The 24312-nt window shown below is 62.8% G+C and carries 23 protein-coding genes; 3 read left to right on the top strand and 20 right to left on the bottom strand.

All coding sequences use genetic code 11. From position 1 onward, the window contains the following. Positions 1 to 99 precede the first annotated feature (99 nt). Both HDE76_RS09640 and tldD read right to left on the bottom strand, forming a co-directional pair. Entirely contained in the window at positions 100 to 1512 is a 1413-nt protein-coding gene (locus tag HDE76_RS09640; protein ID WP_343205686.1) for a putative sulfate exporter family transporter, read from the bottom strand. Positions 1513 to 2017: 505 nt separating this feature from the next. After that, a complete protein-coding gene (tldD, locus tag HDE76_RS09645; protein ID WP_179479343.1) occupies positions 2018 to 3457 on the bottom strand; it encodes a metalloprotease TldD in 1440 nt (479 codons plus the stop codon). A 195-nt stretch (positions 3458 to 3652) separates the two neighbouring features. On the opposite strand from tldD, the gene HDE76_RS09650 reads away from it, so the two are divergent. Continuing rightward, complete coding sequence (locus HDE76_RS09650; protein ID WP_184507020.1) at positions 3653 to 4879, top strand: sterol desaturase family protein; 1227 nt, start codon at positions 3653 to 3655, stop codon at positions 4877 to 4879. A 15-nt stretch (positions 4880 to 4894) separates the two neighbouring features. Here the strand turns inward: HDE76_RS09650 and HDE76_RS09655 are convergent, their stop codons facing one another. From HDE76_RS09655 to HDE76_RS09665, 3 genes are all read right to left on the bottom strand, one after another. Then, positions 4895 to 8824: a YhdP family protein gene (locus HDE76_RS09655; RefSeq protein ID WP_184507024.1), complete on the bottom strand. Its 3930-nt coding sequence runs from the start codon at positions 8822 to 8824 to the stop codon at positions 4895 to 4897. Between the two features lie 45 nt (positions 8825 to 8869). Beyond that, positions 8870 to 10357 (bottom strand): ribonuclease G, encoded by a 1488-nt coding sequence (gene rng, locus HDE76_RS09660; RefSeq protein ID WP_179479331.1) that lies wholly within the window; start codon positions 10355 to 10357, stop codon positions 8870 to 8872. A gap of 120 nt (positions 10358 to 10477) precedes the next feature. Continuing rightward, complete coding sequence (locus tag HDE76_RS09665) at positions 10478 to 11581, bottom strand: mechanosensitive ion channel domain-containing protein (protein WP_184507027.1); 1104 nt, start codon at positions 11579 to 11581, stop codon at positions 10478 to 10480. 93 nt (positions 11582 to 11674) lie between these two features. On the opposite strand from HDE76_RS09665, the gene HDE76_RS09670 reads away from it, so the two are divergent. Together HDE76_RS09670 and HDE76_RS09675 are read left to right on the top strand one after the other, a co-directional pair. Further along, entirely contained in the window at positions 11675 to 12385 is a 711-nt protein-coding gene (locus tag HDE76_RS09670) for an ATP-binding protein (protein ID WP_184507030.1), read from the top strand. Between the two features lie 14 nt (positions 12386 to 12399). Then, positions 12400 to 12924, top strand: a complete 525-nt coding sequence (locus HDE76_RS09675; RefSeq protein WP_184507033.1) for a mismatch-specific DNA-glycosylase — start codon at positions 12400 to 12402, stop codon at positions 12922 to 12924. 5 nt (positions 12925 to 12929) lie between these two features. Here HDE76_RS09675 and HDE76_RS09680 read toward each other — a convergent pair whose 3' ends face one another. The 15 genes from HDE76_RS09680 to rplF all read right to left on the bottom strand — a co-directional run bounded on the left by HDE76_RS09680 (position 12930) and on the right by rplF (position 24305). Further along, positions 12930 to 14222, bottom strand: coding sequence for a cytochrome c (locus HDE76_RS09680; RefSeq protein ID WP_184507730.1), 1293 nt, complete (start codon positions 14220 to 14222; stop codon positions 12930 to 12932). Next, complete coding sequence (locus HDE76_RS09685) at positions 14222 to 14986, bottom strand: c-type cytochrome (RefSeq protein WP_179479323.1); 765 nt, start codon at positions 14984 to 14986, stop codon at positions 14222 to 14224. Before HDE76_RS09685 ends, HDE76_RS09680 begins: the two co-directional genes overlap by 1 nt. Before the next feature lie 448 nt (positions 14987 to 15434). Beyond that, positions 15435 to 16832, bottom strand: a complete 1398-nt coding sequence (locus HDE76_RS09690; RefSeq protein ID WP_179479322.1) for a 3-deoxy-7-phosphoheptulonate synthase class II — start codon at positions 16830 to 16832, stop codon at positions 15435 to 15437. Then, positions 16829 to 17332, bottom strand: a complete 504-nt coding sequence (locus tag HDE76_RS09695; RefSeq protein ID WP_179479320.1) for a disulfide bond formation protein B — start codon at positions 17330 to 17332, stop codon at positions 16829 to 16831. The genes HDE76_RS09690 and HDE76_RS09695 overlap by 4 nt, the downstream gene beginning before the upstream one ends. 183 nt (positions 17333 to 17515) lie before the next feature. Further along, positions 17516 to 17899 (bottom strand): 50S ribosomal protein L17, encoded by a 384-nt coding sequence (rplQ, locus tag HDE76_RS09700; protein ID WP_179479318.1) that lies wholly within the window; start codon positions 17897 to 17899, stop codon positions 17516 to 17518. 310 nt (positions 17900 to 18209) lie between these two features. Continuing rightward, positions 18210 to 19208 (bottom strand): DNA-directed RNA polymerase subunit alpha, encoded by a 999-nt coding sequence (gene rpoA / locus HDE76_RS09705; RefSeq protein WP_179479316.1) that lies wholly within the window; start codon positions 19206 to 19208, stop codon positions 18210 to 18212. Between the two features lie 17 nt (positions 19209 to 19225). Further along, complete coding sequence (gene rpsD, locus HDE76_RS09710) at positions 19226 to 19852, bottom strand: 30S ribosomal protein S4 (RefSeq protein ID WP_179479314.1); 627 nt, start codon at positions 19850 to 19852, stop codon at positions 19226 to 19228. 11 nt (positions 19853 to 19863) lie between these two features. Beyond that, entirely contained in the window at positions 19864 to 20250 is a 387-nt protein-coding gene (rpsK, locus tag HDE76_RS09715) for a 30S ribosomal protein S11 (RefSeq protein ID WP_007513384.1), read from the bottom strand. A gap of 12 nt (positions 20251 to 20262) precedes the next feature. Further along, positions 20263 to 20619 carry a 30S ribosomal protein S13 gene (gene rpsM, locus HDE76_RS09720; protein ID WP_179479306.1) on the bottom strand — a complete coding sequence of 119 codons (357 nt, stop codon included), beginning with the start codon at positions 20617 to 20619 and terminating at the stop codon, positions 20263 to 20265. 126 nt (positions 20620 to 20745) lie between these two features. Further along, the gene (secY, locus tag HDE76_RS09725; RefSeq protein ID WP_184507036.1) at positions 20746 to 22068 is read right to left on the bottom strand and encodes a preprotein translocase subunit SecY; all 1323 of its coding nucleotides are present in this window, start codon (positions 22066 to 22068) and stop codon (positions 20746 to 20748) included. A 6-nt stretch (positions 22069 to 22074) separates the two neighbouring features. Next, the gene (gene rplO, locus HDE76_RS09730) at positions 22075 to 22506 is read right to left on the bottom strand and encodes a 50S ribosomal protein L15 (protein ID WP_179479302.1); all 432 of its coding nucleotides are present in this window, start codon (positions 22504 to 22506) and stop codon (positions 22075 to 22077) included. A 3-nt stretch (positions 22507 to 22509) separates the two neighbouring features. After that, positions 22510 to 22710, bottom strand: coding sequence for a 50S ribosomal protein L30 (gene rpmD / locus HDE76_RS09735; protein ID WP_179479300.1), 201 nt, complete (start codon positions 22708 to 22710; stop codon positions 22510 to 22512). Then, on the bottom strand, positions 22703 to 23212 hold the full coding sequence (gene rpsE, locus HDE76_RS09740; RefSeq protein WP_077515254.1) for a 30S ribosomal protein S5: 510 nt from the start codon (positions 23210 to 23212) through the stop codon (positions 22703 to 22705). Before rpsE ends, rpmD begins: the two co-directional genes overlap by 8 nt. A gap of 112 nt (positions 23213 to 23324) precedes the next feature. After that, positions 23325 to 23684, bottom strand: coding sequence for a 50S ribosomal protein L18 (gene rplR / locus HDE76_RS09745; protein WP_179479737.1), 360 nt, complete (start codon positions 23682 to 23684; stop codon positions 23325 to 23327). A gap of 93 nt (positions 23685 to 23777) precedes the next feature. After that, positions 23778 to 24305 (bottom strand): 50S ribosomal protein L6, encoded by a 528-nt coding sequence (gene rplF, locus HDE76_RS09750; protein WP_179479298.1) that lies wholly within the window; start codon positions 24303 to 24305, stop codon positions 23778 to 23780. Positions 24306 to 24312 lie beyond the last annotated feature (7 nt).

Raw genomic sequence — 24312 nt, forward strand, 5'->3', positions numbered from 1 at the left:
CCTGACGGTCGGCCAGGCGATGGTGGCAGTCGGCACAGCGTGAGACAACCGCCTGCGCAAGATGCAGTGTGTTCGCGGCAACCATGGGTGGCGCTTGCATCAGTGCCCCACACTGTCCCAATACCCGGCGAACACGTGCACCGACATCACGTAGCCGACAACGATATTGATCGCCACGCCGACAGTGAAAGCCAGAAACGGCTTCCAACCGGTCTTGCTCAACGAACCCAGCCGCGTGGTCAAACCGATGCTTAGAAAGCAGAAGGTAAAAGCCCAGGTGCGCAGCGCAGTGATCGGCGCCACCAGATCCGGCGTGACCACCTTGCGGTAATCGGCCAGCGAATACGAACTGGCGATCCAGGTGATCAGCGCCGAAGCGATGACAAAGCCGATCACGAATTTCGGAAAGCGCGCCCAGATTTCGCCGGCATCTACCTTCTTTACCTGCACGCCGTCCTCGAAGGCGTCCCAGCGGGTCGTCGCCACCCACGCCAGCACGAACGCCCAGATGCCGATCCAGATATCTCGCCCGACGACTTTCATCAAGGTGAAGTTCTGCAGCGCCGCCTCCGGTGCGCCGGCAATCGCGCCACCGGCGTTGCGTGCGATATCGCCGTAGGCCTGCGCCGCGGCGATACCGGCCGCATCGGCGAATTCGGATGTGCCGATCCACGCACCGGCCACGCCGGTCGACAGACCCAACGCGTGCGACGCGAATGGCAGCACGAAGATCATCACAATCGCCCACAGCACCACCAGGGTAATCGCCACCGATGCCTGCTCGCGTTTGGCGCGTACCGCGCCGGCGATCGCAATGGCTGCCGACACGCCGCATACCGCACCACCCACGCCAAGCACCGCGGCAAAACGACGATCCAGCCCCAGCGCGCGGCCGGTGAAAAAGATCACAAAGAAGGTCAGCAGCGACACCACCGTCGCCTGTCCTACCGCCACCGGCCCGGCCCACACCAGCAGCGTGAACGGGAGTGTCGCACCCAGCAGCACAATGCCGACCTTGATGAAAAACTCCACCCGCAAACCGGCCTGAAACCATGCCGGCAGACGCACCAGATTCGATACGATCAGACCGAGCAGCAGCGCCACCAATGGCGCCTCGAGGTTGTAGTGCGAGGCCTGCGTCCACGCCGCGGTTTCAAAGATGAACAGCGAGACCACAAAAAGAATCAGAAATGCCGGCAAAAAGTGCGCGAGCCGCTGCTTCAACACTGCCAGTGCGATACCAAAGATCACGGCAAACACCACAAACAGCGCCACGTAGTTCGGCACATGCGCGGCAAGATCGGTCCCTGCCTGTGCGAGGCTGGTCCATTTCGCCGGCGCCGAGGCCAGCCACCTGATGCTGCTACCCGAGGCAAACGTCAGCCACGCCACGGCCACCAGCAGCAGCCCCACCCATACCGACCACCAATCTTCGTTGGAGAACGGACCACGCCGGCTGTTTACCGCGCCGCCAGCGGCGACTTCACCGCCTTGCGGTAATTCACGCGTCACTTGATTCATCGCTCCCCCTCAATAAAGGCGCTGCCGGGCCTGCCGAAAGTCCAGGCTGAAAACATCGCCCGGAACGGAAGACCAACGCTGGCGCGACAGACTTGCTGCCCAGTGTTGACGGAACGGCCGGCCCAGCAAAATGATGTTTCGCTTTATCGATATGCCGGATCGTGATGGACGGCTTACCCCAGCCGAATGAGTAGCTTCAGACAACATCGGTGTCGACCGACGATGCCGCTCAAGGCGAGAGGACTACGTTGCGCGCAATTAAAAAGCATAAAAAAGGCGCCACAGCGCCTTTTTGTTCCCGAGTACGTTGGTTCGAGCGCATTTACACGCTCCCTTCAACCTTCCCTGAAGTTGGGTTTACGAGCCGCTCCTGCGGCTCGCCCTCCGGGCCATTCGCTCCGCGAATGTTCGTTCCGGCATCCTGCCTACACAGTTGCTGCGCCCGACCCAACCTACGTTCGTGCTCGAAGACTATTTCGTATAGCCGTCCAAACGGTTACGAGGCGGTACCACCAACGGTCATGCCGTCGATCTTGAGGGTCGGCTGGCCCACGCCGACCGGCACGCTCTGGCCATCCTTGCCGCAGACGCCGACGCCTTCGTCGAGCTTCATATCGTTGCCGATCATCGACACGCGGTTGAGCACCTCCGGACCGGAGCCGATCAACGTGGCGCCCTTCACCGGACGCGTGATCTTGCCGTCCTCGATAAGGTAGGCCTCGCTGGCGCTGAAGGTGAACTTGCCGCTGGTGATGTCGACCTGGCCACCGCCGAAATTCGGTGCATACAACCCCTTCTTGACCGAGCGAATGATCTCGGCGGGATCGTGCTGGCCGCCGAGCATGTAGGTATTGGTCATGCGCGGCATCGGCAGCGAGGTGAACGATTCGCGGCGGCCATTGCCGGTAGGCTTCATTCCCATCAGTCGCGCGTTGAGCTTGTCCTGCATATAGCCCTTGAGGATGCCGTCCTCGATCAGCGTGGTGCATTCGGTCGGCGTGCCCTCGTCGTCGATGCTGAGCGAACCGCGGCGGCCCTGCAGGGTGCCGTCGTCAACGATGGTCACCCCCTTGGCGGCAACGCGCTGGCCGATGCGACCGGAGAACGCCGAACTGCCCTTACGATTGAAGTCTCCCTCCAGCCCATGACCGATCGCTTCGTGCAGCAACACCCCGGGCCAGCCCGGACCGAGCACCACGGTCATGTTGCCGGCCGGCGCATCGACCGAATCGAGGTTCACCAGCGCCTGGCGCACGGCTTCGTCGGCGAAAGACAGCGCGCGGCCATTCTCGATCAGCTCGCCATAACCATAACGGCCACCGCCGCCGGAATGCCCTTGCTCGCGACGCCCGTTCTGCTCGGCGATCACCTGCACGTTCAAGCGCACCAGCGGCCGCACATCGGCGGCCAGGGTGCCGTCGGAAGCGGCGATAAGAATCGTATCGATGGTAGCGGCGATACTGACGATCACCTGCTTGATGCGTGGGTCGCGCGAGCGCGCGTACGCATCGACCTCGCGCAACAGCGCGATCTTCTCCGGGTTGGGCAGGCTGTCGACCGGATCGATGGCCGGATACAGCTGGCGCGCGCCGTTCAGCGCCAACGGCTTGCCGGCGCCGTTGCCGTCGTGGGCGATGGCGCGGGCGGCACGCGAGGCGTCCAACAGCTGCGGCATGACAATTTCGTCGGAATAGGCGAAACCGGTTTTCTCGCCGCTGATGGCACGCACGCCCACACCCTGCTCGATCGAGTGGCTGCCGTCCTTGACGATGCCCTCTTCCAGCAGCCACGACTCGCTGCGCGAATGCTGAAAATACAGGTCGGCCGCGTCGATCGACGGGCCCATCAGCTGATTGAACACGCGGTCGAGGTCGGTGGCGGCGATGCCGCCCGGAGCGAGCAGCCGGCGTTCGGCCTGGGCAAGCAATGAATCCATGGGTTTCTGCCGTTACTGGTGCGGTGGGACTGAAGAGATATGGCCAAATCCTGCGGCTTAAAGCCCGCTCCCGCAAGCCTGGCCGTCAGCGGAAGACGGCGGCCGCCGACACGCGCGCCGATCGAACTTGGCGCTACCATGCGCCGAAGGCCGGATAGACCACCTCGTATGCACCCTTTGACGCAGGAAAGCTTGATGACGCATCCCTCACGACGCAAGTTCGCGCACAAGCTGATCGACGCCGCCGTGATGGCACCGGCCGAACGTCTTGGCGTGGTGGTCGACGATACCAGGGAGATGTTCCGCGGCAGCGGCGAGCTCGAACCGGGCAAGGCGATGGTGACCACTGCGATCGCCATGTCGCTGGCGATCCTGTGTCTGCTCGGCGTGCTGGCATTTCACTTTCCGCAGTACCTGACCACGCCGGAGCTGCGCGCGAAGTATTCGGTGGACCTGCTGCGTCAGGCGCTGTTCGGCGCCCTGCTGATGGCTGGCGCACTGTCGCTGGGCAATCTGATCCTCAACCGGCAGCGCAATATCAATATCGCGGCGTTCGTCCTGGTGATCGCTGCGGTCGCGCTGGGTGGTTCACGCGTACCGGTCGGCAACTTTCCCGATCACACGCCGTATATCGGGCTGGACTGGTTCATCCTCGACCTGCTTGGCTCCACGCTGATCTTCGTGGTGATCGAAAAGCTGTTCCCGCTGTACAAGGGGCAGCCGATCTTCCGGCCCGAGTGGCAGACCGACATGAAGCACTTCGCGGTGAATCACTTCATCGTCGGGCTGGCGCTGCTGACGGTGAATTTCCTGCTGCACCATTTGTTCGGCTGGCTGGTGCGCAGCGACTTTCAGCAGTTCGTGCAACACATCGGGTTCGTACCGCAGTTGCTGCTGTGCGTGCTGGTGGCCGACATGGCGCAGTATTGGACGCATCGCGCGTATCACGAGGTGCCTTTTTTGTGGCGCTTCCACTCCGTGCACCACAGCGTGAAGACGATGGACTGGCTGGCCGGTTCGCGCCAGAGCATGCTCGAACTGATCGCCACCCGCGTCTGCGTGCTGGCGCCGCTTTATATCCTGGGCTTCAGCGAGGCGGTGATGAACGGCTACATCCTGATCGTGGGGTTTCAAGCGGTTTTCAACCACGCCAACGTGCACCTGCCGTGGGGACCGCTGAAATACGTGATCGTGACGCCGAATTTCCACCACTGGCATCACGCCTCGGACGATATTGCCATCGACAAGAATTACGCCGCGCACTACGCCTTCATCGATTACCTGTTTGGCACCGCCGTCAAAACCGATGACAAGTTTCCCGCGCACTACGGCGTGGTCGGCGACTACATGCCGGATGGCTTCATCAACCAGCAGCTGTTTCCGTTTCGTGGCAGCACCAAGCCGGCCGAGCCGACAGCCTGATTGGCCGGCGTGCCGTCAGTGGCCGGCTGACTGCGCCGAAGCCGGCTCGACGTTCTTCGATGCGTTGATCGGCATGGGCGCCACAGCGGCTGGCGGCAGGGCCGGTGCCGTATGTTTTTCCATCAGCGTCATGACCGGCTTGTCCCACTTACCGGTGATCTTGTAGCGCGCTCCGACAGCCCTGTTCAAGCCGCGCCCGAGCAGGCCCTGCACGGCGAAACCCGCGGCCGCACCGATCGGTCCACCGACGACGGCACCGACGATCGGCAGGCTGTTGCCGGCGTGCGGCACCACCACCATCTGCTGATCGAACTTCTTCGCCCGCAGGTCGGTGCGACCGGTGATGCTAATTTCGGCGGCCGGGCTGTGGATCTTGAAGTTGTTCGTGGTCGCCACGCCGTTGGCCAGACTGAAGTCGCCGGTCATCGAGTCGAAAGCCAACCCTTTGCCGAACACGTCGCCGAAATCCAGCGTCATGCGCCGCGGCAGCTCGGCCAGCGAAGCCAGGCCCAGCAACCGACCCGCACCCGGCGACGACACCTCGGGAATACGCCCGTCGCTGACGTGCACGCTGAGCGTACCGTCCATGCTGGCCAACGAGAGCGCGCTGGGCGCGCCGGGCCAGCTAGCGTCGAGTTCATCCGTGGTCTTGCCACCGTTGACCAGACCCTCGAAACCGAAAGCGCCGAGCATGCCGCCAAGGTCTTCCGCGGCGAAGCCGATCTTCATACGCGTATGGCTGTCGGTGGCGCTGCCGTTCCAGTCGCCACTGGCATTGATTTGCACGCGGCTGGACAGCGCGCGCAGCTGCTCGATGTGCAGGCCACTGGCCGTCGGCCAGGTTTCCAGCCGCGCCTCGCCCAACTTGGCATCGCCCAGACGAAGATCGCCCAACCACAGGTGAAACGGCGGCAGCGCAGCGGGATTGATGCCGGTATTGGCCGGATTCGCTGGCGGCACCGTGATCGACGCGGCGTCGACGGGGACGGCAGCGGACGAAGAAGTTCCGTTTGGACGTCCATTTGTGCTGGCGACGACAGCCGTATCCTTCGGCCAGTAAAGCTTCTGCAGGCGCGCGGTGATACCGCGCTTGTCCATCTCGCGCGTCGGTACGTTGAAATTGCCGCTCATGGTGGCGGCGGCCACATCCACGCTGATCGCATCGGTCCGCGGCTTCGCCTTGATCTGCATGGCGCCGAACGGATAGCCGAACAGGGTCGCCTGCGCCGCGCCGATGTCGATGGTTTCCAGCGACGGGCCGTCACCGCTGCCGCCGGCAGCGACATGCTGCACCCAGCCGGTGACGTCCAGCTGGTCGGTATGCCCGCGGATGCGCAGCCCCTGCGCCGGCAGATCGTTCGGCATATCGCTGCCCAGCGCTATCGTCCCTACCAGCGGCTTCTGCGCGCCGTCGGCCAGGCGAAAATGCCCGCGTGCGATCTGACCCAGGGCCAGCTGCATATCGCTGCCGCCCACCGGCAGGCCCAACGTCAGCTGCAGCGGCAGACTCTCCGGTGCCGACTTTTTCAACGGCACCGGCAGATTGAGCGCAATGCCGGTCAGTGGAGAATCCACGCTGAGCGTCTGCGTCAGTCCTTTGCTGCCCGCCGAATGGGCAACCGTGAAGCCGATGGCGAAATCGCTGCGCCCATCGGCCAGCGGCACCAGCCATTTGAGCGTAGGGTAATCCTGCACCAGCTCCGACAGCTGATAACTGCCGCTCAGCTGTGCCGAAAAGGTGGTACCGGGGTCGGCATTGCCGCCGGCAATGGCCAGCTGCAGTTTGGACGGCTGTCCGCGGAAGCCGACGTCCAACGGGCCACCCTGCATGCCGTGCCCGTCGAAGTGCAGGGGGCCGTTGATCTTGTCGAGCTTGAGGTTCCACTCGGGCGCGGTAAGGTCGACGTCCTTCAATTGCGCCGTACCGTTCACCTGTCCCTCGTTCAGTCTGGCCAGCGGCAGCGCCAGATGGAAATCGACCACGCCGCTGCCGCCCAGATTGAGCTTGGCCAGCGTATCGGCCTGAGCGCTGCCGATCGGGCTTTTGCGCGCGAACTCCATCAGACTCGCGCCGCTGCCGCTGCCTTGGACGGAAAGATCGAGCACGGGATCGGCAAAATCGGGAATCTGCGCCGCGGCATGATCGACTTTTACGCCCAGCACCTGCCCCGCGGTGGCTTCGGCGGACAAGCCGTTGTTGACGAAGCTGGCAACCAGATCGAGCCCTTCGCCGCGCGGCCAACCCTTGCCGTAGTCGAACACCAGACCCATGACCGGCGCGCGCGCTTCGAAGCGGCCTTCGTTGTGCCGGAACGGCCAGTCGGCCAGGCTGCCGCGCACCAGTGCCTGGGCCTGATCGATACGGCCTTCAACCAGAGCGTTATCGAGCCACGCGACCGTGGCGGGCGGCAGCGTATTGGTGGGCAGGTAGGCCTTGGCCGCCTGCAGGTCGACATGGTCCAGGCCGGCATAAATATCCAGGAAGGGGGCGCCCTGCGCCGGCAGGGTGACTTCACCGCGCGCATCGCCCGCGTAACCGGCGCCGGCGAAATCCAGAGCGTCCACGCCGATATGCCAATCGCCGTTGTCCGGCCAGAACGCCAGCGTGCCGCTCAAGCTCGTCAACGAGAACGGCTGACGAAAGATCTGCGGAAACTGCAGCGTGGTGGACTGCGCCGGCAACTCCAGCGAGAACGCGTCGGCATCGCCACGCAGCTCGCCGCGCAGGCCGCTCACGCCGGGCAGCTTGCCGACCGCATCGATAGCAAGCCCCGTGAACATCAGATCGACGGCCTGCAAACCGTCGGTTTGATTCCACTGCAGGGCGACCCGATTCAGATCGCCGCGCGGGTGCCCGCCGCCTAGCCACTGCGCCAGCGGCAGGCCGAGGTCGGGCTTCAGGGCGAGCCAGGGCAGCAGCGGCGCCAGCTGCAATTCGCGTGCAGCGACACCGACTCGAATCGGCTGGCCCGCTGGTTGATGCAGGCTCAACGCAAGCCGGCTGTCGTCATCGCCAGCCCAGCGCACATCGTAGCCATCGGCCGTGCGGCGTAGGCCGGCGATGCCATGCAGGGCCGATACGCTGGCACGCGCTCCGTCGGCGTGCGATATCGCCAGCCGATCCAGATCGAACCGAATGGTGCCACTCACCACTTTGCCGCGATACCAGTCGAGCCACGAGGCCAACTGGCCGTGACCCTGTTCGGCCGTGTAGCCGTCCATATCGATACCGAGCAGCAGCGGCTTGAGATCGACATCGTTCGCGCCGACCCACAGATGGCCCGAGCTGCCGTCCTCGCGAAAGCGCCCGGCAGTGCGTAGCAGCGCCGACACTCCATCACGCTGCAGCAGCCCACCGAAACGCACGTGATCGCCCTGCCGGCTCAGACGCAGCTGCGGCGCCAGCAGGGTGTAACTTTTATCCAGCTGCGCATCGGTGATGACCACGCGCAAGTTTTCCAGCCAGATATCCATCGACAGCGGGCCCAGCGACAACGGCTGCGTACGGCCACCGCCGGCCACGCCGATACCGTTAATGTGCCAGCTGCCATCGGCATCGCGCACCAGATCCAGCTCCAGGCCGCGCACACGCAGGTTAACCAGATGCCGCGACGGCGTCAGCCAGCCGCCAAAATCCAGCTTCAGTTCGGACTCGGGAATCTGCAACGGCGCGCCGGCCTGACCGTTCTGCGCACCGACCGTGACGCCGTGCATGACGAACAATGGACCGGAGGGCGTCCAGCGGCCCTCCATCGAGGCGAAGCTGACCGGCCGCTGCAGGCGCTCGCTGAGCTGTGCCGCGACCCATTCGGGATGGCGCGCCAGCAGCGGAAGCAGCAGCTGCGTCAACGCCATCACCACCGCCAGCAGAATCACCGCGCTGCCGGCGATCCATCCCGCTGCACGCGCACAGCCGTGCAGCCGCCGCTGCCACAGCGCCTTCACGCGCGGCGGTCCGCGCCAGACGCAGCTAGCGAATTCAGGCCGGACCTACAGCAAAACCACATCAAACTGTTCCTGCGAATAGTGCTCTTCGGCCTGGAATCGTATGCTTTTGGAGATGAACTCTTCCAATTCGGCGACCGCGCCGGACTCTTCTTCAAGGATGCGGGTCACCACCGACGGGCTGGCCATGACCAGCAATTTCTCGGCATTGAACTGGCGCACGGCGCGGGTGATTTCGCGAAAAATTTCGTAGGTCACGGTTTCGGCCGTCTTCAGCTGGCCGCGCCCGCTGCAGGTGGCGCAGGGTTCGCACAGCTGGCGCGCCAGACTCTCCGTCGTGCGCTTGCGCGTCATCTCCACCAAACCGAGCGCGGACATCGGATACACCGTGGTCTTGGCATGGTCGCGCGCGAGCCCCTTGCTCAGCATGCGCAGTACCTGGCGCTTGTGCTCCTCGTCGATCATGTCGATGAAGTCGATGATGATGATGCCGCCCAAATTGCGCAGCCGCAGCTGGCGCGATGCCGCCTGCGCCGCTTCCAGATTGGTGCGGTAAACCGTTTCCTCCAGATTGCGTGTGCCCAGATAGGCACCGGTGTTGACGTCGATCGTGGTCATCGCCTCGGTCTGATCGACAATCAGGTAACCACCCGATTTCAGCGGCACCTCTTTTTTCAGCGCGCGCTGCATTTCATCCTCGACGCCATACAGGTCGAAGATCGGGCGCTCGCCGTCGTAATGCTCGATGCGGTCGTCCAGGTGCGGCATGAACTTGTGCACGAACTTGACCACCTTTTCGAAGGTAGCGTGTGAATCGATGCGCACCTTTTCGATGTCGTCATTGAGCATGTCGCGCAAACTGCGCAGTGGCAGCGACAGCTCCTCGTAGACACGCTCGCCGACCTTGGCCTTGGCGATGTTTTCCTGCACCACGCGCCAGACCTTGCCAAGGTAGGTCACATCGAACGCCAGCGACTCGGCACTCTGCCCTTCCGCGTTGGTGCGCACGATATAGCCCAGCGGGTTCTCGCCGATCAGCGGGGTCAGCACGTCCTTCAGACGCTGGCGCTCGGACTCGTCCTCGATGCGGGTGGAAATACCCAGCGTGCGCGCATACGGCAGCAGCACCAGATAGCGCGAGGGGATGGACAGATGCGCCGAGAGCCGCGCGCCCTTGGTACTGATCGGGTCCTTGACCACCTGTACCACGATCTCCTGACCCTCATGCACCAGCTCGCTGATCGACGGCGTGTGGCCATTGCCATTGCCGCTTGGCTCAGTGCCGTCGGCCGATGGCGGCGGCGCCGGCCGCACGATATCGGAGGCATGCAGAAACGCGGCGCGATCCAGTCCGATCTCGACAAACACCGCCTGCATGCCGGGCATCACGCGCTGCACGCGGCCCTTGTAAATATTGCCGACATAGCCGCGCTTGGAGGCACGTTCCACGTGCACCTCCTGCAGCATGCCGTTCTCGACAACGCCCACCCGCGTCTCACGCGGCGTCACGTTGATCAGAATTTCTTCGCTCACCGGACACTCCCCCAATTGATCTTCTTTATAGCCGTTGACGATCCTGTCTGTCGATGAAACCTTTCGCGGGTAGTCTGCAACATCAGTGATTTACGACACCCTTCTGACGGGTTGCTTGACTCAGTTCGGCGCGCGATCGATGGTCGGGTCCGCCAGGGATCGCGACAGCGGCGGTTGTTCCAGCTCGGCGCGCAGGCGCGGCAGGCTTTGGGGGTAGTTGGCCTGCACGAACGCGATCAGGCCCTCGCGCACACGGCAGCGCAGGTCCCAGCTCAATGGTGAGTCGGCCGAACTGACCAGAGCCCGTAGCTGCATGGCTTTTTCGTTGGCGTCCGTGACCTGCAGCAGGCAGACCCAGCCGTCCCATTCGGGTGCTGCCGCGCAGATGCGCTTGAGCTCCTCGCGCAGTGGCTCCAAAGGTAGGCTGTAGTCGACCCATAAAAATACTGTACCGATCAGCTTGGAGCTGGTGCGCGTCCAGTTCTGGAACGGGTTTTCCATAAACCAGTTCAGCGGCACAACCAGGCGGCGCTCGTCCCAGATTTTCACCACCACGTAAGTGCCGGTGATTTCCTCGATGCGCCCCCATTCGTTCTCGATGATCACCACGTCGTCGAGCCGGATCGGCTGGGTCAGTGCGATCTGCAGACCGGCGATGAGATTACCCAGCACCGGCTTGGCCGCGAAGCCGAGCGCCAGGCCGGCCACGCCAGCCGAGGCCAGCAGGCTGGTGCCGATCTGGCGAACGTTGGGAAACGTCAGCAGGATCATCGACAACGCCAGCAGCACGATCAGCACGTTGAAGGTACGGCTGAGCACGCGAACCTGGGTGAGCACGCGACGCGAGCGCAGGTTATCGGCCTTGTTCATCGGGTATTGATGAATAGCCAGTCCTTCCAGCGCGCCCACGCAGCGCACCAGCAGCCACGCCGCTGTCGCGATCAGCGCGACCAGCAATAGATGCTGCAGCAAGTCGAGTGCCAGCAGCCGACCTGCTTCGGGCGCGAGGCGCAGCGCAAGGCTCAGCATCAGCAGCGGCACCAGCCACTCCATCGGTGCGCTGGCCCGGCGCAGTACGTCGGCCGCCAGCGGACGGCCGCGCGCCAGCCGTCGCATCACCGCCCAGCCGGCGCGCCGGATGACCGCGGCAAGCAGCAGCGCGACGCAGACTGCGCCTCCCAGCCGCACCCACGGCTCCTGGTTCCATAGTTCGGTCAATGACATGGCGCCAGTGTGGCCGGCACGACGTCCACGGCGTGTCGCTGAGGAATACAGAACTCGTTCAAATCCCTGCCATGCATCGCGTAAAGTAGCGTCATGACGGCGACCCCGACACTACTGGCCTGGAGCGGCGGCAAGGACTGCCTGCTTGCGCTGCAGCGGCTGCTGGCCGACCCACAGTGGCAGGTGGTCGGCCTGCTGACCACGATCAACCGGCACTATTCGCGCGTCGCCATGCATGGCATCCAGCGCGATATTTTGCTGGCGCAAACCGAAGCGCTGGGACTGCCGCTGGTCGAAGTGCTGCTCGACTGGCCGGGCAGCAACGAGGCCTACGAGGATGCGCACGCCAAAGGACTGGTCGAAGCCCGCATGCGCTGGCCGGGCATGCGTCACTGCGCCTTCGGCGATCTGTTTTTGCAGGACGTGCGCGACTATCGCGTACGCCAGCTCGGCCGCGACAACTGGCGCGCGGTGTTTCCGCTGTGGGGCGAAGATACCGCCACGCTATCGCGACGCTTTGTCAGCGAAGGCCATCGCGCCATGCTTTGCTGCGTCGATACCCAGCAGCTCGACGCCGAATACTGCGGCCGCGAGTTCAACAGCGCCCTGCTCGACCAGTTGCCGTCCGGCGTCGATCCCTGCGGCGAGCGTGGTGAATTCCATACACTGGCTTTCGACGGCCCGCTGTTTCGCCAGCCACTGAAGCTGCGCCGCGGTGAATCCGTGCTGCGCGACGACCGCTTTCAGTTCACCGATTTTCTGCTCGACGACGCGCCAGCACGGCGTGCTCGGCTCGATGATTGAAGACACGAAAATCCATGCGCGCCGATAACGGCCACATCTTGCCCGACGTGCTGAAACCCGGCCTCGCGCTGGTGTTCTGCGGCACCGCCGCCGGCAAACGTTCCGCCGCGGAGGGCGCCTACTATGCGCACCCCGGCAATCTGTTCTGGCGGGCCTTGCATCAATCGGAACTGACGCCGCGCCTGCTGGCGCCGGCCGAATTCCCCCAGCTGCCGAACTACGGCATCGGCCTGACCGATCTGGCCAAACACCACATCGGCAACGACAACCAGCTGCCGCGCGATGCCTTCGATGCCGCCGCACTGATCGTCAAGATCGAACAGTACGCGCCGCGCGTGCTCGCCTTCACCAGCAAAAACGGCGCGCGCGCTGCGCTGGGCCATTCGGTCGACTACGGCCTGCAAACGGCCACGATCGGCGACACGCAGATCTTCGTGCTGCCCTCCCCATCGGGACAAGCCCGCGGCCATTGGACGATCGCGCCGTGGCTGGCCCTGGCCGAACTCACCCGCACGGTGCGTGCGAAGCCAAGCCGCTGAAGCGCCTAGTCGACCGGCGTCGTGCGGTATTTGCCGACGTCGCGCTCCTGCACGGCCGACGCGTGATTCGACCAAGCTTGTCGAATGTAGCTCACCACGGCGGAAACCTCGGCGTCGCTGAGCTGCTGCGCGAAAGGCGGCATCGAATACGGCCGCGGGTTAGCCGCCGTGCCCGGCGAAAAGCCGCCCAGCAACACCACCCGAGTGGCGTTGACACCGACGGGCTCGGTGACCGACGCGTTGCGGTCGAGCGGTGGATAGATGCCGGCGACGCCGCTGCCGTCCTGGCGGTGACAGCTCGCGCACTGCTGCGCGTAAATTTTCTCGCCCTGATCGAACAACGCCTTGTCGTGAAACGCTTCGTCCGGCGCTGCGGCCACGGCCCGCGCGGGCAGCGACTGCAGATACACCGCGATCGCCTGCAGATCATCGTCGGTCAGGTGCTGCGTGCTCTCGGTCACGACCTCGGCCATCGGGCCGAAGGCCGCGCCTCGGCGCGACTGACCGGTTTTCAGAAGGTCGACGATATCCGCACGGCTCCAGCCCTGCAGACCGCCATTGCGCCGGGTGCTGAGATCGGGCGCATACCAGTTCTGCGCGGGCATTTCGCCACCCGACAGCATCGACCGGTCGGCCACGGCCCCCAGGGCATTGCGCGCGTCATGGCATTCGTTGCAATGACCCAGGCCCTGCACCAGGTAAGCGCCACGATTCCATTGCGCGGATTGGTCGGGATCCGCCGCGTACTGCCCTTCGCGAAAATACAGCAGACGCCAGCCGATCAGCACGTCACGAAGGCTGTAGGGAAAGCGCAGGTTTAGCCGTCCAGACGGCTGATTCACCGGCGGCAGCGAGCGCAGGTAAGCGAAGATCGCCAGCGCATCGTCTGCGCTCACCTTGGTAAACGCCGTATAGGAAAAGGCCGGATAAAGCAGCTTGCCATCGCGGCCGATACCGCTGTGCAGAGCGCGCCAGAAATCCTCGAAACGCCATTGCCCGATACCCGTGGCGTTGTCCGGCGTGATGTTGGGCGAGGCAATATCGCCAAACGGCGTCACCACGCTGCGCCCGCCGGCATACGGCTGGCCACCGGGTACCGTGTGGCAAACGCGGCAGTCGCCGGCCGTGGCGAGATATTCGCCGCGAGCAATGAGTCCGGGATCTTTCAGTGTCGACGCACCGATGCTGCGCATCGCAGCGGGCAGCGGCTCGGCAAGATCGCGGCAAAGCCAGAGCACCAGCGCCGCCACGAGAACCAACAGCACCAGCAGAAAAAACAGGCGGCGCGGCCACTTCATCATGCGCCGTCTCCCTTGGCGCCCAGCACGCCGCACGCGAGAGGCGGATTCACCGAACCGGCCACCTGCGCGTGCGTGTCGGCGGGCGGCTGTCGGCTGGCCAGCCACGCGGAAACCGCCGTGATGTCGTCGGGGCTCAATCGATTGGCAATTTGCGCCATGCAATCGGGCGCCGCCGACGCACGTGTACCGGTTCGCCACGAACCCAGCTGCGAGCTCACATAGTCGTACGGCAAACCGACCAGCCCGGGAATGTTCGGCTCCACCCCGGTGAGCTGTTTGCCATGGCAGCTTTGGCATGCGGGAAGCTTTGCCGATGGATTGCCCTGCATGACGATCTGCTCGCCGCGCTGAAGTACCGCCGTAGGAAGAGTCGGCACGGGCGAGCTTTTGTACGGCACCTGCTGCACCGAAAAATACTCGGCCATCTCGCGCATATACGCCGGGCTCAGTGGCTTGGTGATGTACTGCATCGGCGCATACCGGCGCTGACCGCTCTGGAAATAGTGCAGCTGACGCGCGAGATAGCTGGCCGGCTTGCCCGCCAGGCGAGGAAAGAAGCGACTGTCCGCCGCGCCTTCGCCATGATCGCCGTGGCAGGCGGTACAGGCCGCCATGCGTTGCGGCAACGTATCGGGGATCGGCGCTGATGCGGCGGCGTCAGCGGCCGTGACGGGGCGCAGCGCGAGCAGCGTAAAAATCACGAAGACAGAGCGCCAGCCGAAAAAAACCGCCGCTGTTTTCAGTATGTCGCGAACATTCATTCACGCATTCTCATCGATATCGTGCGCGCATGCCTGCGTCGCAAGCGCACAGGAGCCATCCAGTACGCCAGCCTGCGGCAAGCTGTGAACCCGACGCCCGGAGTCCGCTACGGTACGTACGATTGTCGCCCGCGTTTTGGGCGGATGGCGTTTGCGTGGCCAGCGCCGCCGCCGTGCACTATGTGCCGATAGTCCAGCGGGCGAACTTCGCACAACCACCCTGGCCACCGGTTTGCCGCACGCATTCGGCGAATCGATCAAGGCGGCCCGATCTTGCGCGCCCTGCTCGAGGTCAATCCCGACACGACAGGCCTGGCGTCGTCGCTGCACAAGTTGTCGGCCGAAAACTCACGGGTGACGGCGGCGAGCCGCCCTCCCAGCGCCTCCCAGCGACTGGCGGGCGCCGCGGCCGCTGAGCGCTCGCGATTTCAGCGCCACCTTGGTCGAATCAGGCGCTCGTCGAGCCGACCGACTTGCGCACGATGAGCATGGCCAGTTCCAGCGACTGTTCGTAGTTCAGGCGGGGATCGACCATCGATTTGTACGCACGATCCAGATCGGTTTCCGACAGGTCGCGCGCACCACCCATGCATTCGGTGACGTCTTCACCGGTAAGCTCCAGATGCACGCCACCCAGCCGCGTGCCGGCGGCAGCATGAATATCGAACGCCTGATCGAGCTCGCCCGCAATATTGTTGAAACGGCGGGTCTTGTGGCCGTTCGAGGTGCTCTCGGTATTGCCGTGCATCGGATCGGCCACCCACAGCACGCGCCGCCCTTCCCGCTTCACCGCCTGCAGCAGCGGCGGCAGCGCTTCGGCGATCTGCGCGTTGCCCATGCGATGGATCAGCGTCAGCCGGCCCGGCTCGTCATGCGGATTCAGCGCCTCGATCAGCGGCAGCAATTTTTCGGGCGTGACCGTCGGCCCGATCTTCACCGCGATCGGATTGCTGATGCCACGGAAATATTCCACGTGCGCGCCGTCCAGTGCCGCCGTACGCATGCCGATCCAGGGAAAGTGCGTGGACAGGTTGAACCAGCCGCGGTGGCGCGGCACCTGGCGGGTCAGTGCCTGCTCGTAATGCAGCAACAGTGCCTCGTGCGAGGTAAAAAAATCCACCCGCGAGAAACCGGCGATAGGCCCGGCCAGCGTCTCCATGAAACGCAGCGAATCGCCGATGTTGGTGACCATCTCGCGATATTCGGCGGCCAGCGGCGAGCTCTCGACCCACGCCAGATCCCAATACTCGGGATGATGCAAATCGGCGAAACCGCCGTCGATCAGCGCGCGCACGAAGTTCATTGTGAGCGCCGAGTGCGCATGCGCCTGAATCAACCGCTGCGGATCGGCACGGCGCGCTTCCGGGGTAAAGGCCTGACCGTTGATCAGATCGCCGCGGAAACTCGGCAAGGTCACGCCGTCTCGCGTTTCGTTGTCGGTCGAGCGCGGCTTCGCATACTGTCCGGCAAAGCGACCCACGCGCAGCACGGGCTTCTTCAGCCCGTGCACCAGCACCAGACTCATCTGCAACAGCACTTTGAGGCGGTTGGAAATGATCGGGCTAGTGCAATCGTTGAAGCTTTCCGCACAATCGCCGCCCTGCAGCACAAAGCGATGACCGTCCTGCGCCTCGGCCAGGGCCTGCTTCAGCGCCAGCACTTCCCAGGAGGTTACCAACGGCGGCAAGCGCGAGAGGTGAGCGCTGGCTTCGGCAAGCTCGGTGGCGTCATTGTATTGCGGCTGCTGCAGCGCTTCGTGCGCCTGCCAGGACTCCGGCGACCAATCCAGCGGCTCCGGAAGTCCAGGGGCGTCCACCGATGCTGTGTTCAGCGGTCGAGTATTCATCGCAGCGTACTCCGCCGACGCGTGGCGACAATGGCCAATATCGCCAGCAAGAGAAACCACAAAAGACTCCATGCGGGCATGGGCAAACCGAGTATCGGCTCGACCTTGGCGCACTCACCGGAGCCGGTAAATACCAGCTTCAGCACCTTGGCAAACGGAAACGCGCCGAACATGTAATCCAGCGGCGGTCCGCAGGAGGGAATCTGATCGGCCGGCAACGACTGGATCCACAAGTGTCGGCTGGCCACACCGATACCGAAAAGTGCGCCCAGCAAAGCGCCGCCTGTGGTCACCCATAGACCGCCCGATCGAGGCCCGAAGATGGCGCCGAGAAGAAAGAAGGCGCCCATCACCATAAAGGCGATGCGCTGAAAAATGCACAGCGGACAGGGATTCATGCCCCATGCGCGCTCGGCATACAGCGCAAAACCGAGCAGCCCGACGCAGATGAAAAAGCCGAGCAGAAAACAGAAACGGTAAGACCAGCGGAATGGGTTCATGGCGCGTTGATGCCTTGCAGGGATAGTGACATTACCTGCTCACCAAGCTGCTGTCAGCAGCACAGCGTCGCCGGTAGCTTTAATGCGGAAACCAAAGACAACAAAAAACCCGGCAAGTTATTGCCGGGTTTTTGCTTTGCCGAGACGAGTGGCACGCACGAGACGCTAACCCGCCAAACCGATTTACTCGGCGTCGACAGCCTCGACCTGCGGACGACCGACCAGTTCGACATACGCCATCGGCGCGTTGTCGCCGGGACGGAAGCCGCACTTGAGGATACGCAGATAGCCGCCGGCGCGCTCGCGGTAACGCGGGCCCAGCTCGACGAACAGCTTGCCTACGGCTTCCTTGTCGCGCATGCGCGAGAAAGCCAGGCGGCGATTGGCCACGCCGTCGACCTTGGCGAGCGTGATCAGCGGCTCGGCAACGCGACGAAGTTCCTTCGCCTTGGGAAGGGTGGTGCGGATCAACTCGTGCTTGAACAGCGAGGACGCCATATTCTTGAACATGGCTTCGCGATGCGAGCTGGTGCGGTTGAGTTTGCGACCGGATTTTTGATGGCGCATGGCAAAAGTCTCTGATGTCTGTTGTTATGAAAAGCCGGCGCTTATGTCCGGTTTCCCGCGGTTACCCGCTATGAGGAGCCTCTAAGAACAGGCTCTTATTGGAAGTACGGCCACGGATGGCCGTCTTTGGCGGTTTTGGCTGAGCGGATAAACGCGTACTCGCCAAACTGCGTGACTCAGCGATCAAAGAGGATCGCAAAAAACAACGTCTCGGCCACGGGTGGCCGCTTCTTGTATCTGGCTGGAGCGCTATATGCGCTCCAGCCGGAGGCTTACGACTCAGCGATCAAGAACGATCGCATAAGCAAACTCAGCCCAGCTGCATACCGTGCGACAGACCCGGCGGCGGCCAGTTCTCAAGCTTCATACCCAGGGCCAAACCGCGGCCGCCGAGCACATCCTTGATCTCCGTCAGCGACTTCTTGCCGAGGTTCGGCGTCTTCAGCAGCTCGACTTCGGTCTTCTGAACCAGATCGCCGATGTAGTAGATGCTCTCGGCCTTGAGGCAGTTGGCCGAACGCACCGTGAGCTCCAGATCGTCGATCGGGCGCAGCAGCAGCGGATCGAAGCCGCTCTTTTCAGCCTTGTCGGTAGCGCTCTCGCGACGCGAGAAATCACCGAACACGGACAACTGATCGTTGATGATTTCAGCGGCCTTGCGAACCGCATCTTCAGCGCCGATGGTGCCATTGGTCTCGATATCCAGCACCAGCTTATCGAGGTTGGTGCGCTGCTCGACGCGAGCGGCGTCCACTTCGTAAGCCACGCGCAGAATCGGCGCAAACGACGCGTCGAGCTGTAGACGGCCGATCGGACGTGCCTCGTCATCTGGATGCTGACGCGTGCTGGCAGGCTGGTAGCCCACGCCGCGACGCACCTTCAAACGCATGTTGAGCGCAATGTCCTTGGTCAGATGGCAGAGCACGTGCTCCGGGTTGATGATCTCAACCGTGTGATCGACCACGATGTCTCCGGCCGTGACCACACCCTTGCCCTTCTTGGACAGCGTAAGCGTTACCTCATCGCCCGAATGCTGGCGAATGGCCACATCTTTCAGGTTGAGCAGGACTTCGATCACATCCTCCTGCAAACCTTCGAGCGTGGTGTACTCGTGCAGCACGCCGTCGATTTCGACTTCGACGATGGCGCTGCCGGGAATCGAGGACAGCAGCACGCGGCGCAGCGCATTGCCCAGGGTGTGGCCGAAACCACGCTCGAGCGGCTCTACCACGACCTTGGCGCGATTGGCTCCGAGCTGTTCGACGCTGAGGCCCCGAGGCCGCAGCACACTAGTTGACGAAACTGCCATGCAGAGCTCCGGTAAAATTACTTCGAGTAAAGCTCGACGATCAGGGCTTCATTGATGTCGGACGGCAGATCACTGCGCTCCGGCACCGACTTAAACGTACCTTCAAATTTCTTGGCATCGACTTCGACCCAGATCGGACGCAGATCCATGGTGTCGAAGATGGTCGACGCTTCCTGCACGCGCAGCTGAGTACGAGCACGCTCGGTCAGAGCGATCGCATCGCCCGGGCGCACCTGGTACGAAGGGATATTGACCTTCTTGCCGTTCACCAGGACTGCCTTGTGGGCGACCAGCTGACGAGCCTGGGCGCGGGTGACCGCAAAACCCATGCGATAGACGACGTTGTCCAGACGGCTTTCAAGCAACTGCAGCAGGTTCTCGCCCGTATTGCCCTTCGACGTTGCCGCCTTCGAGTAATAATTGGCGAACTGACGCTCGAGCACACCGTAGATGCGCTTGACCTTCTGCTTTTCACGCAGCTGCACGGCATAGTCCGACATGCGCATGCGCTTGTTGGCGCCATGCTGGCCGGGCTTGTTTTCCAGCTTGCACTTGGAATCCAGCGCGCGCGCCGGGCTCTTCAGGCTGAGATCTGCACCCTCACGACGGGCGAGTTTGCAGGTAGCTCCACGATAACGGGCCATGGGTATGCTCCTTAGACTCGACGCTTCTTGGGGGGACGGCAGCCGTTATGCGGAATCGGCGTAACGTCAATGATGTTGAGCACCTTGTAGCCCAACGCGTTCAGCGAACGCACGGCCGACTCGCGACCCGGGCCTGGGCCCTTGATGCGCACTTCGACCGTCTTTACACCGTAATCGCCTGCTGCACGGCCGGCCTTTTCGGCAGCGACCTGAGCAGCGAACGGGGTGGACTTGCGCGAGCCACGGAAACCGGCGCCGCCGGCAGTAGCCCACGACAGAGCATTACCCTGACGATCGGTGATGGTGACAATGGTGTTGTTGAAGGAGGCCTGCACGTGTGCCACGGCATCCGTGACAACGCGCTTGATCTTCTTCTTGGTTTTAACCGGCTTAGCCATATTCGAAATCCGTTACTTCTTGATCGCGCGACGGGGACCCTTGCGGGTACGTGCGTTGGTACGCGTGCGCTGGCCGCGCACCGGCAGACCGCGACGATGGCGCAGGCCGCGATAGCAGCCCAGATCCATCAGACGCTTGATGGCAATACCCACCTCGCGGCGCAGATCGCCTTCGACGGTGTACTTAGCGATTTCGTGGCGGATCTTCTCCACCTCGCCTTCGCTGAGTGATTTGATCGGCGTGGTCGGAACCACCCCTGCATCCACGCAGACTTTCTTGGCCCGGCTGCGGCCGATACCGAAAATGCTCTGCAGCCCAACCCAGACATGCTTCTGGACCGGCAAATTGACACCCGCAATGCGCGCCATGATGTGTTATCTCCGATGCTTTCGCGCGCGGTAAACGCGCAATTCTAACCTGAATTAACCTGACTGGAAAGCCCTGCGGCATCCACTGCCGCCGCGCTTGCCACCTTTAACCGTCTGCCTGCAACCTCAGTTGCGACGCAGATTGGCCTTCTTGAGCAAACTCTCGTACTGGTGACTGACCAGATGCGCCTGCACCTGAGCCGTAAAATCCATCACCACTACCACAACGATCAGCAGCGAGGTGCCACCGAAGACGAACGGAACATTCCAGGTAGCCTGCATGAACGACGGCACCAGACAGACCAGCACCAGATACAGCGCGCCGACACCGGTCAACCGCGTCATCACCGAATCGACGTAATTGGCGGTCGCACGACCCGGGCGGATACCCGGAATCAAAGCGCCCGAACGCTTCAGGTTATCGGCCGTCTCTTCGGCATTGAACACAATCGCCGTGTAGAAGAACGCAAAGGCGATCACCAGCACTGCAAAAACGATATCGTGCAGCGGATTGCCCGGACTCAACTGCTGCGTCAGATCCTGCAACCAGCGCGACTGGTGATTGGCACCGAACCAGGCCACTGCAGTCGCCGGAAACATCAGCAAGCTGGAAGCAAAGATCGGCGGAATCACGCCCGCCATATTGATCTTCAGCGGCAGATGCGACGTCTGATTCATATACGCGCGCTGCCCACCGGAGCGACGTGCGTAGTTCACGGTAATGCGCCGTTGAGCGCGCTCCATAAACACCACGAAGGCCGTAACCGCCAGGACCAGCGCCACCACCATCAACAGCTTCAGCACCGTCAACTCACCGTTGCTGGCCATACCGAGCGTATGCACCACCGCCGCCGGCAAACCCGCAACAATGCCGGCAAAGATAAGCAGCGAGATACCGTTGCCGATGCCGCGCTCCGTCATCTGCTCGCCCAGCCACATCAGGAACATCGTACCTGCGGTCAAACCCACCACCGAGGACATGATGAAACCGAAGCCTGGCGTGTAGACCACCGGTGCACCACCTGCCGCTACCTGACTCTGCAGCGCCACCGCAATACCGAACGACTGAAACGCTGCCAGACCGACCGTCGCATAGCGCGTATACATCGTCAGCTTGCGCTTGCCGGATTCGCCCTCTTTGCGCAGACCCTGCAGGCTGGGAATCACCGAGCCCATCATCTGGAACACGATCGATGCCGAGATGTACGGAATAACGCCGAGCGCGAATACCGAGAAGCGTGACAGCGCACCGCCGGAGAACATGTTGAACATGTCCATCAGGCCGTTGCCGTTGACCAGGTTGCTCATCGCCTCCGGATTGACGCCGGGTACCGGTATGAACGAACCCAACCGGAACACCACCAGCGCCGCGATCACAAAGAAGATGCGCTGACGAAGCTCCGTCAGCTTGCCGAGCTTGCCGAGCTGTGTGCCCTTGGCTTCAGCCACCGTCGATTACTCCACGCTTCCGCCGGCCGCTTCGATCGCTGCCTTGGCGCCGGCAGTAGCCAGCAGACCAGTCAGCTTCACGGCGCGACCGATTTCACCCTTCAGAACCACCTTGACCTTTTTCGCACGGCTGCTGATCAGGCCAGCCTTGTGCAGCACGACGGTATCGATCACATCTTCCTTGATATTGGCCAGCTGATACAGGAACACTTCCTGGCTCTCTGCCTTCTTCAGCGAACGGAAGCCGACCTTCGGCAACCGGCGCTGCAGTGGCATCTGACCACCTTCGAAACCGTACTTGTGGGTACCGCCGGCGCGAGCGTGCTGACCCTTGTGTCCGCGGCCGGCCGTCTTGCCCATGCCCGAACCGATACCGCGACCGACGCGCAGACGCGTCTTGTGCGAACCGGCATTCGGCTTAAGTGTATTGAGATGCATGACTTACTCCTCGACCCGGACCAGGTAATAGACCGTGTTGATCAGGCCACGCACCTGCGGGCTGTCCTTCAGTTCACGGACGTCGTTGATCTTGCCCAGACCCAGCGCCTTGACGCTGAGACGATGACGCGCCTGCACGCCGCGCAGGCCCTTGACCAGGCGCACGCGCACGGTCGCATCGGCGGTTGCTTTTGACTTAGCCATTGCCCAGCACCTCTTCCAGAGTCTTGCCACGCTTGGCGGCGATTTTCTTGGGCGAGGCGACAGCCTGCAGGCCCTTGATGGTTGCGCGCACCAGGTTGATCGGGTTACGTGAACCCACGGCCTTGGCCAGCACGTTCTTGACGCCAACCACTTCCAGCACAGCGCGCATAGCGCCGCCGGCAATCACGCCGGTACCTTCGGAAGCCGGCTGCATATAAACGCGCGCCGCACCGTGGTTGGCCTTGATGGCGTACCACAAGGTGCCGTTGTTCAGCTCGATATCGACCATCTGGCGACGGGCACGCTCCATCGCTTTGGAGATGGCCACCGGCACTTCACGCGCCTTGCCATAACCGAAGCCGACCTTGCCCTCGCCGTCGCCGACGACGGTCAGCGCGGTGAAGCTCATCTGGCGGCCGCCCTTTACGGTCTTGGCCACGCGGTTGACGGCAATCAGCTTTTCAAGCAGGCCATCTGAATTTTCGCGATCGTTAGAAGACATGTTCTTTTCCATGTGCCCGGCAAACGCCAGGACTTTGCTTGCGGCTTTGCCGCTTGGAGTTGTAGTTGACTCTGTGGTGCGGAATGAACGCCGCCCGGTACCGCTAAAACTTTTAGAACTTCAGGCCCGCTTCGCGAGCCGCATCGGCCAGGGCCTTGATGCGACCGTGGTAGCGAAAACCGGAACGATCAAACGCCACCGACTCGATACCGGCAGCCACCGCACGCTCAGCAATGGCCTTGCCCACAGCAGCAGCGGCATCGCAATTCTTCGTACCCTCCAGGCTCTCGGCAACCGACTTCTGCAGCGTAGAGGCGGCAGCCACCACATTCAGACCGGAAGCATCGAACACCTGCGCATAGATATGCTGCCCGGTACGATGCACCGACAAGCGAGGCACGGCCAGCTTGCGGATATGACTGCGCGTCGACTTGGCGCGGCGGATGCGATTTTCGTTCTTCGTCTTGTTCATCGTTAATTCCTCGAAAGCGGATCGGCTTGGTCTGGCAGCTTTAGTGAAGAGTGCGGCCACGGATGGCCGCTTCCACACGCAGGGACTGCGTACTTATGCCTTCTTGGCTTCCTTCAGCGTGATCTTCTCACCGGCATAGCGCACGCCCTTGCCCTTGTAAGGCTCTGGCGGACGGAAGCCGCGAATTTTTGCCGCAACCTGACCCACGATCTGCTTGTCCGAACCCTTGATCAGAACTTCGGTCTGCGTCGGTGTCTCGAGGCTTATGCCTTCCGGTGCCTCGAACAGCACCGGATGCGAAAAGCCGAGGCTCAGATTCAGCGCCTTGCCCTGCATCGCAGCGCGGTAGCCGACGCCGACCAGTTCGAGCTTGCGCTCGTAACCTTCGGAAACGCCCTTGACCATGTTGGACAGCAGCGCGCGAGCAGTGCCGCCGAACTTGTCGTCGGTGCCTTCGGCCAGGCTGATGCTGGCCACACCGTTGTCCTGGGTGATGGACACGCCAGGCAGGTGATGCATCGAAAGGGTGCCCTTCGGACCCTTGACGGAGATGTTGTCGCTAGCGACAGTCAGCTCGACGCCCTTGGGCAGGGAAATAGGTTGTTTGGCTACACGTGACATCGATAGT

It is taken from the genome of Rhodanobacter sp. ANJX3 (genome assembly GCF_014200755.1).
In the GTDB taxonomy this organism is placed as follows: Bacteria; Pseudomonadota; Gammaproteobacteria; order Xanthomonadales; family Rhodanobacteraceae; genus Rhodanobacter.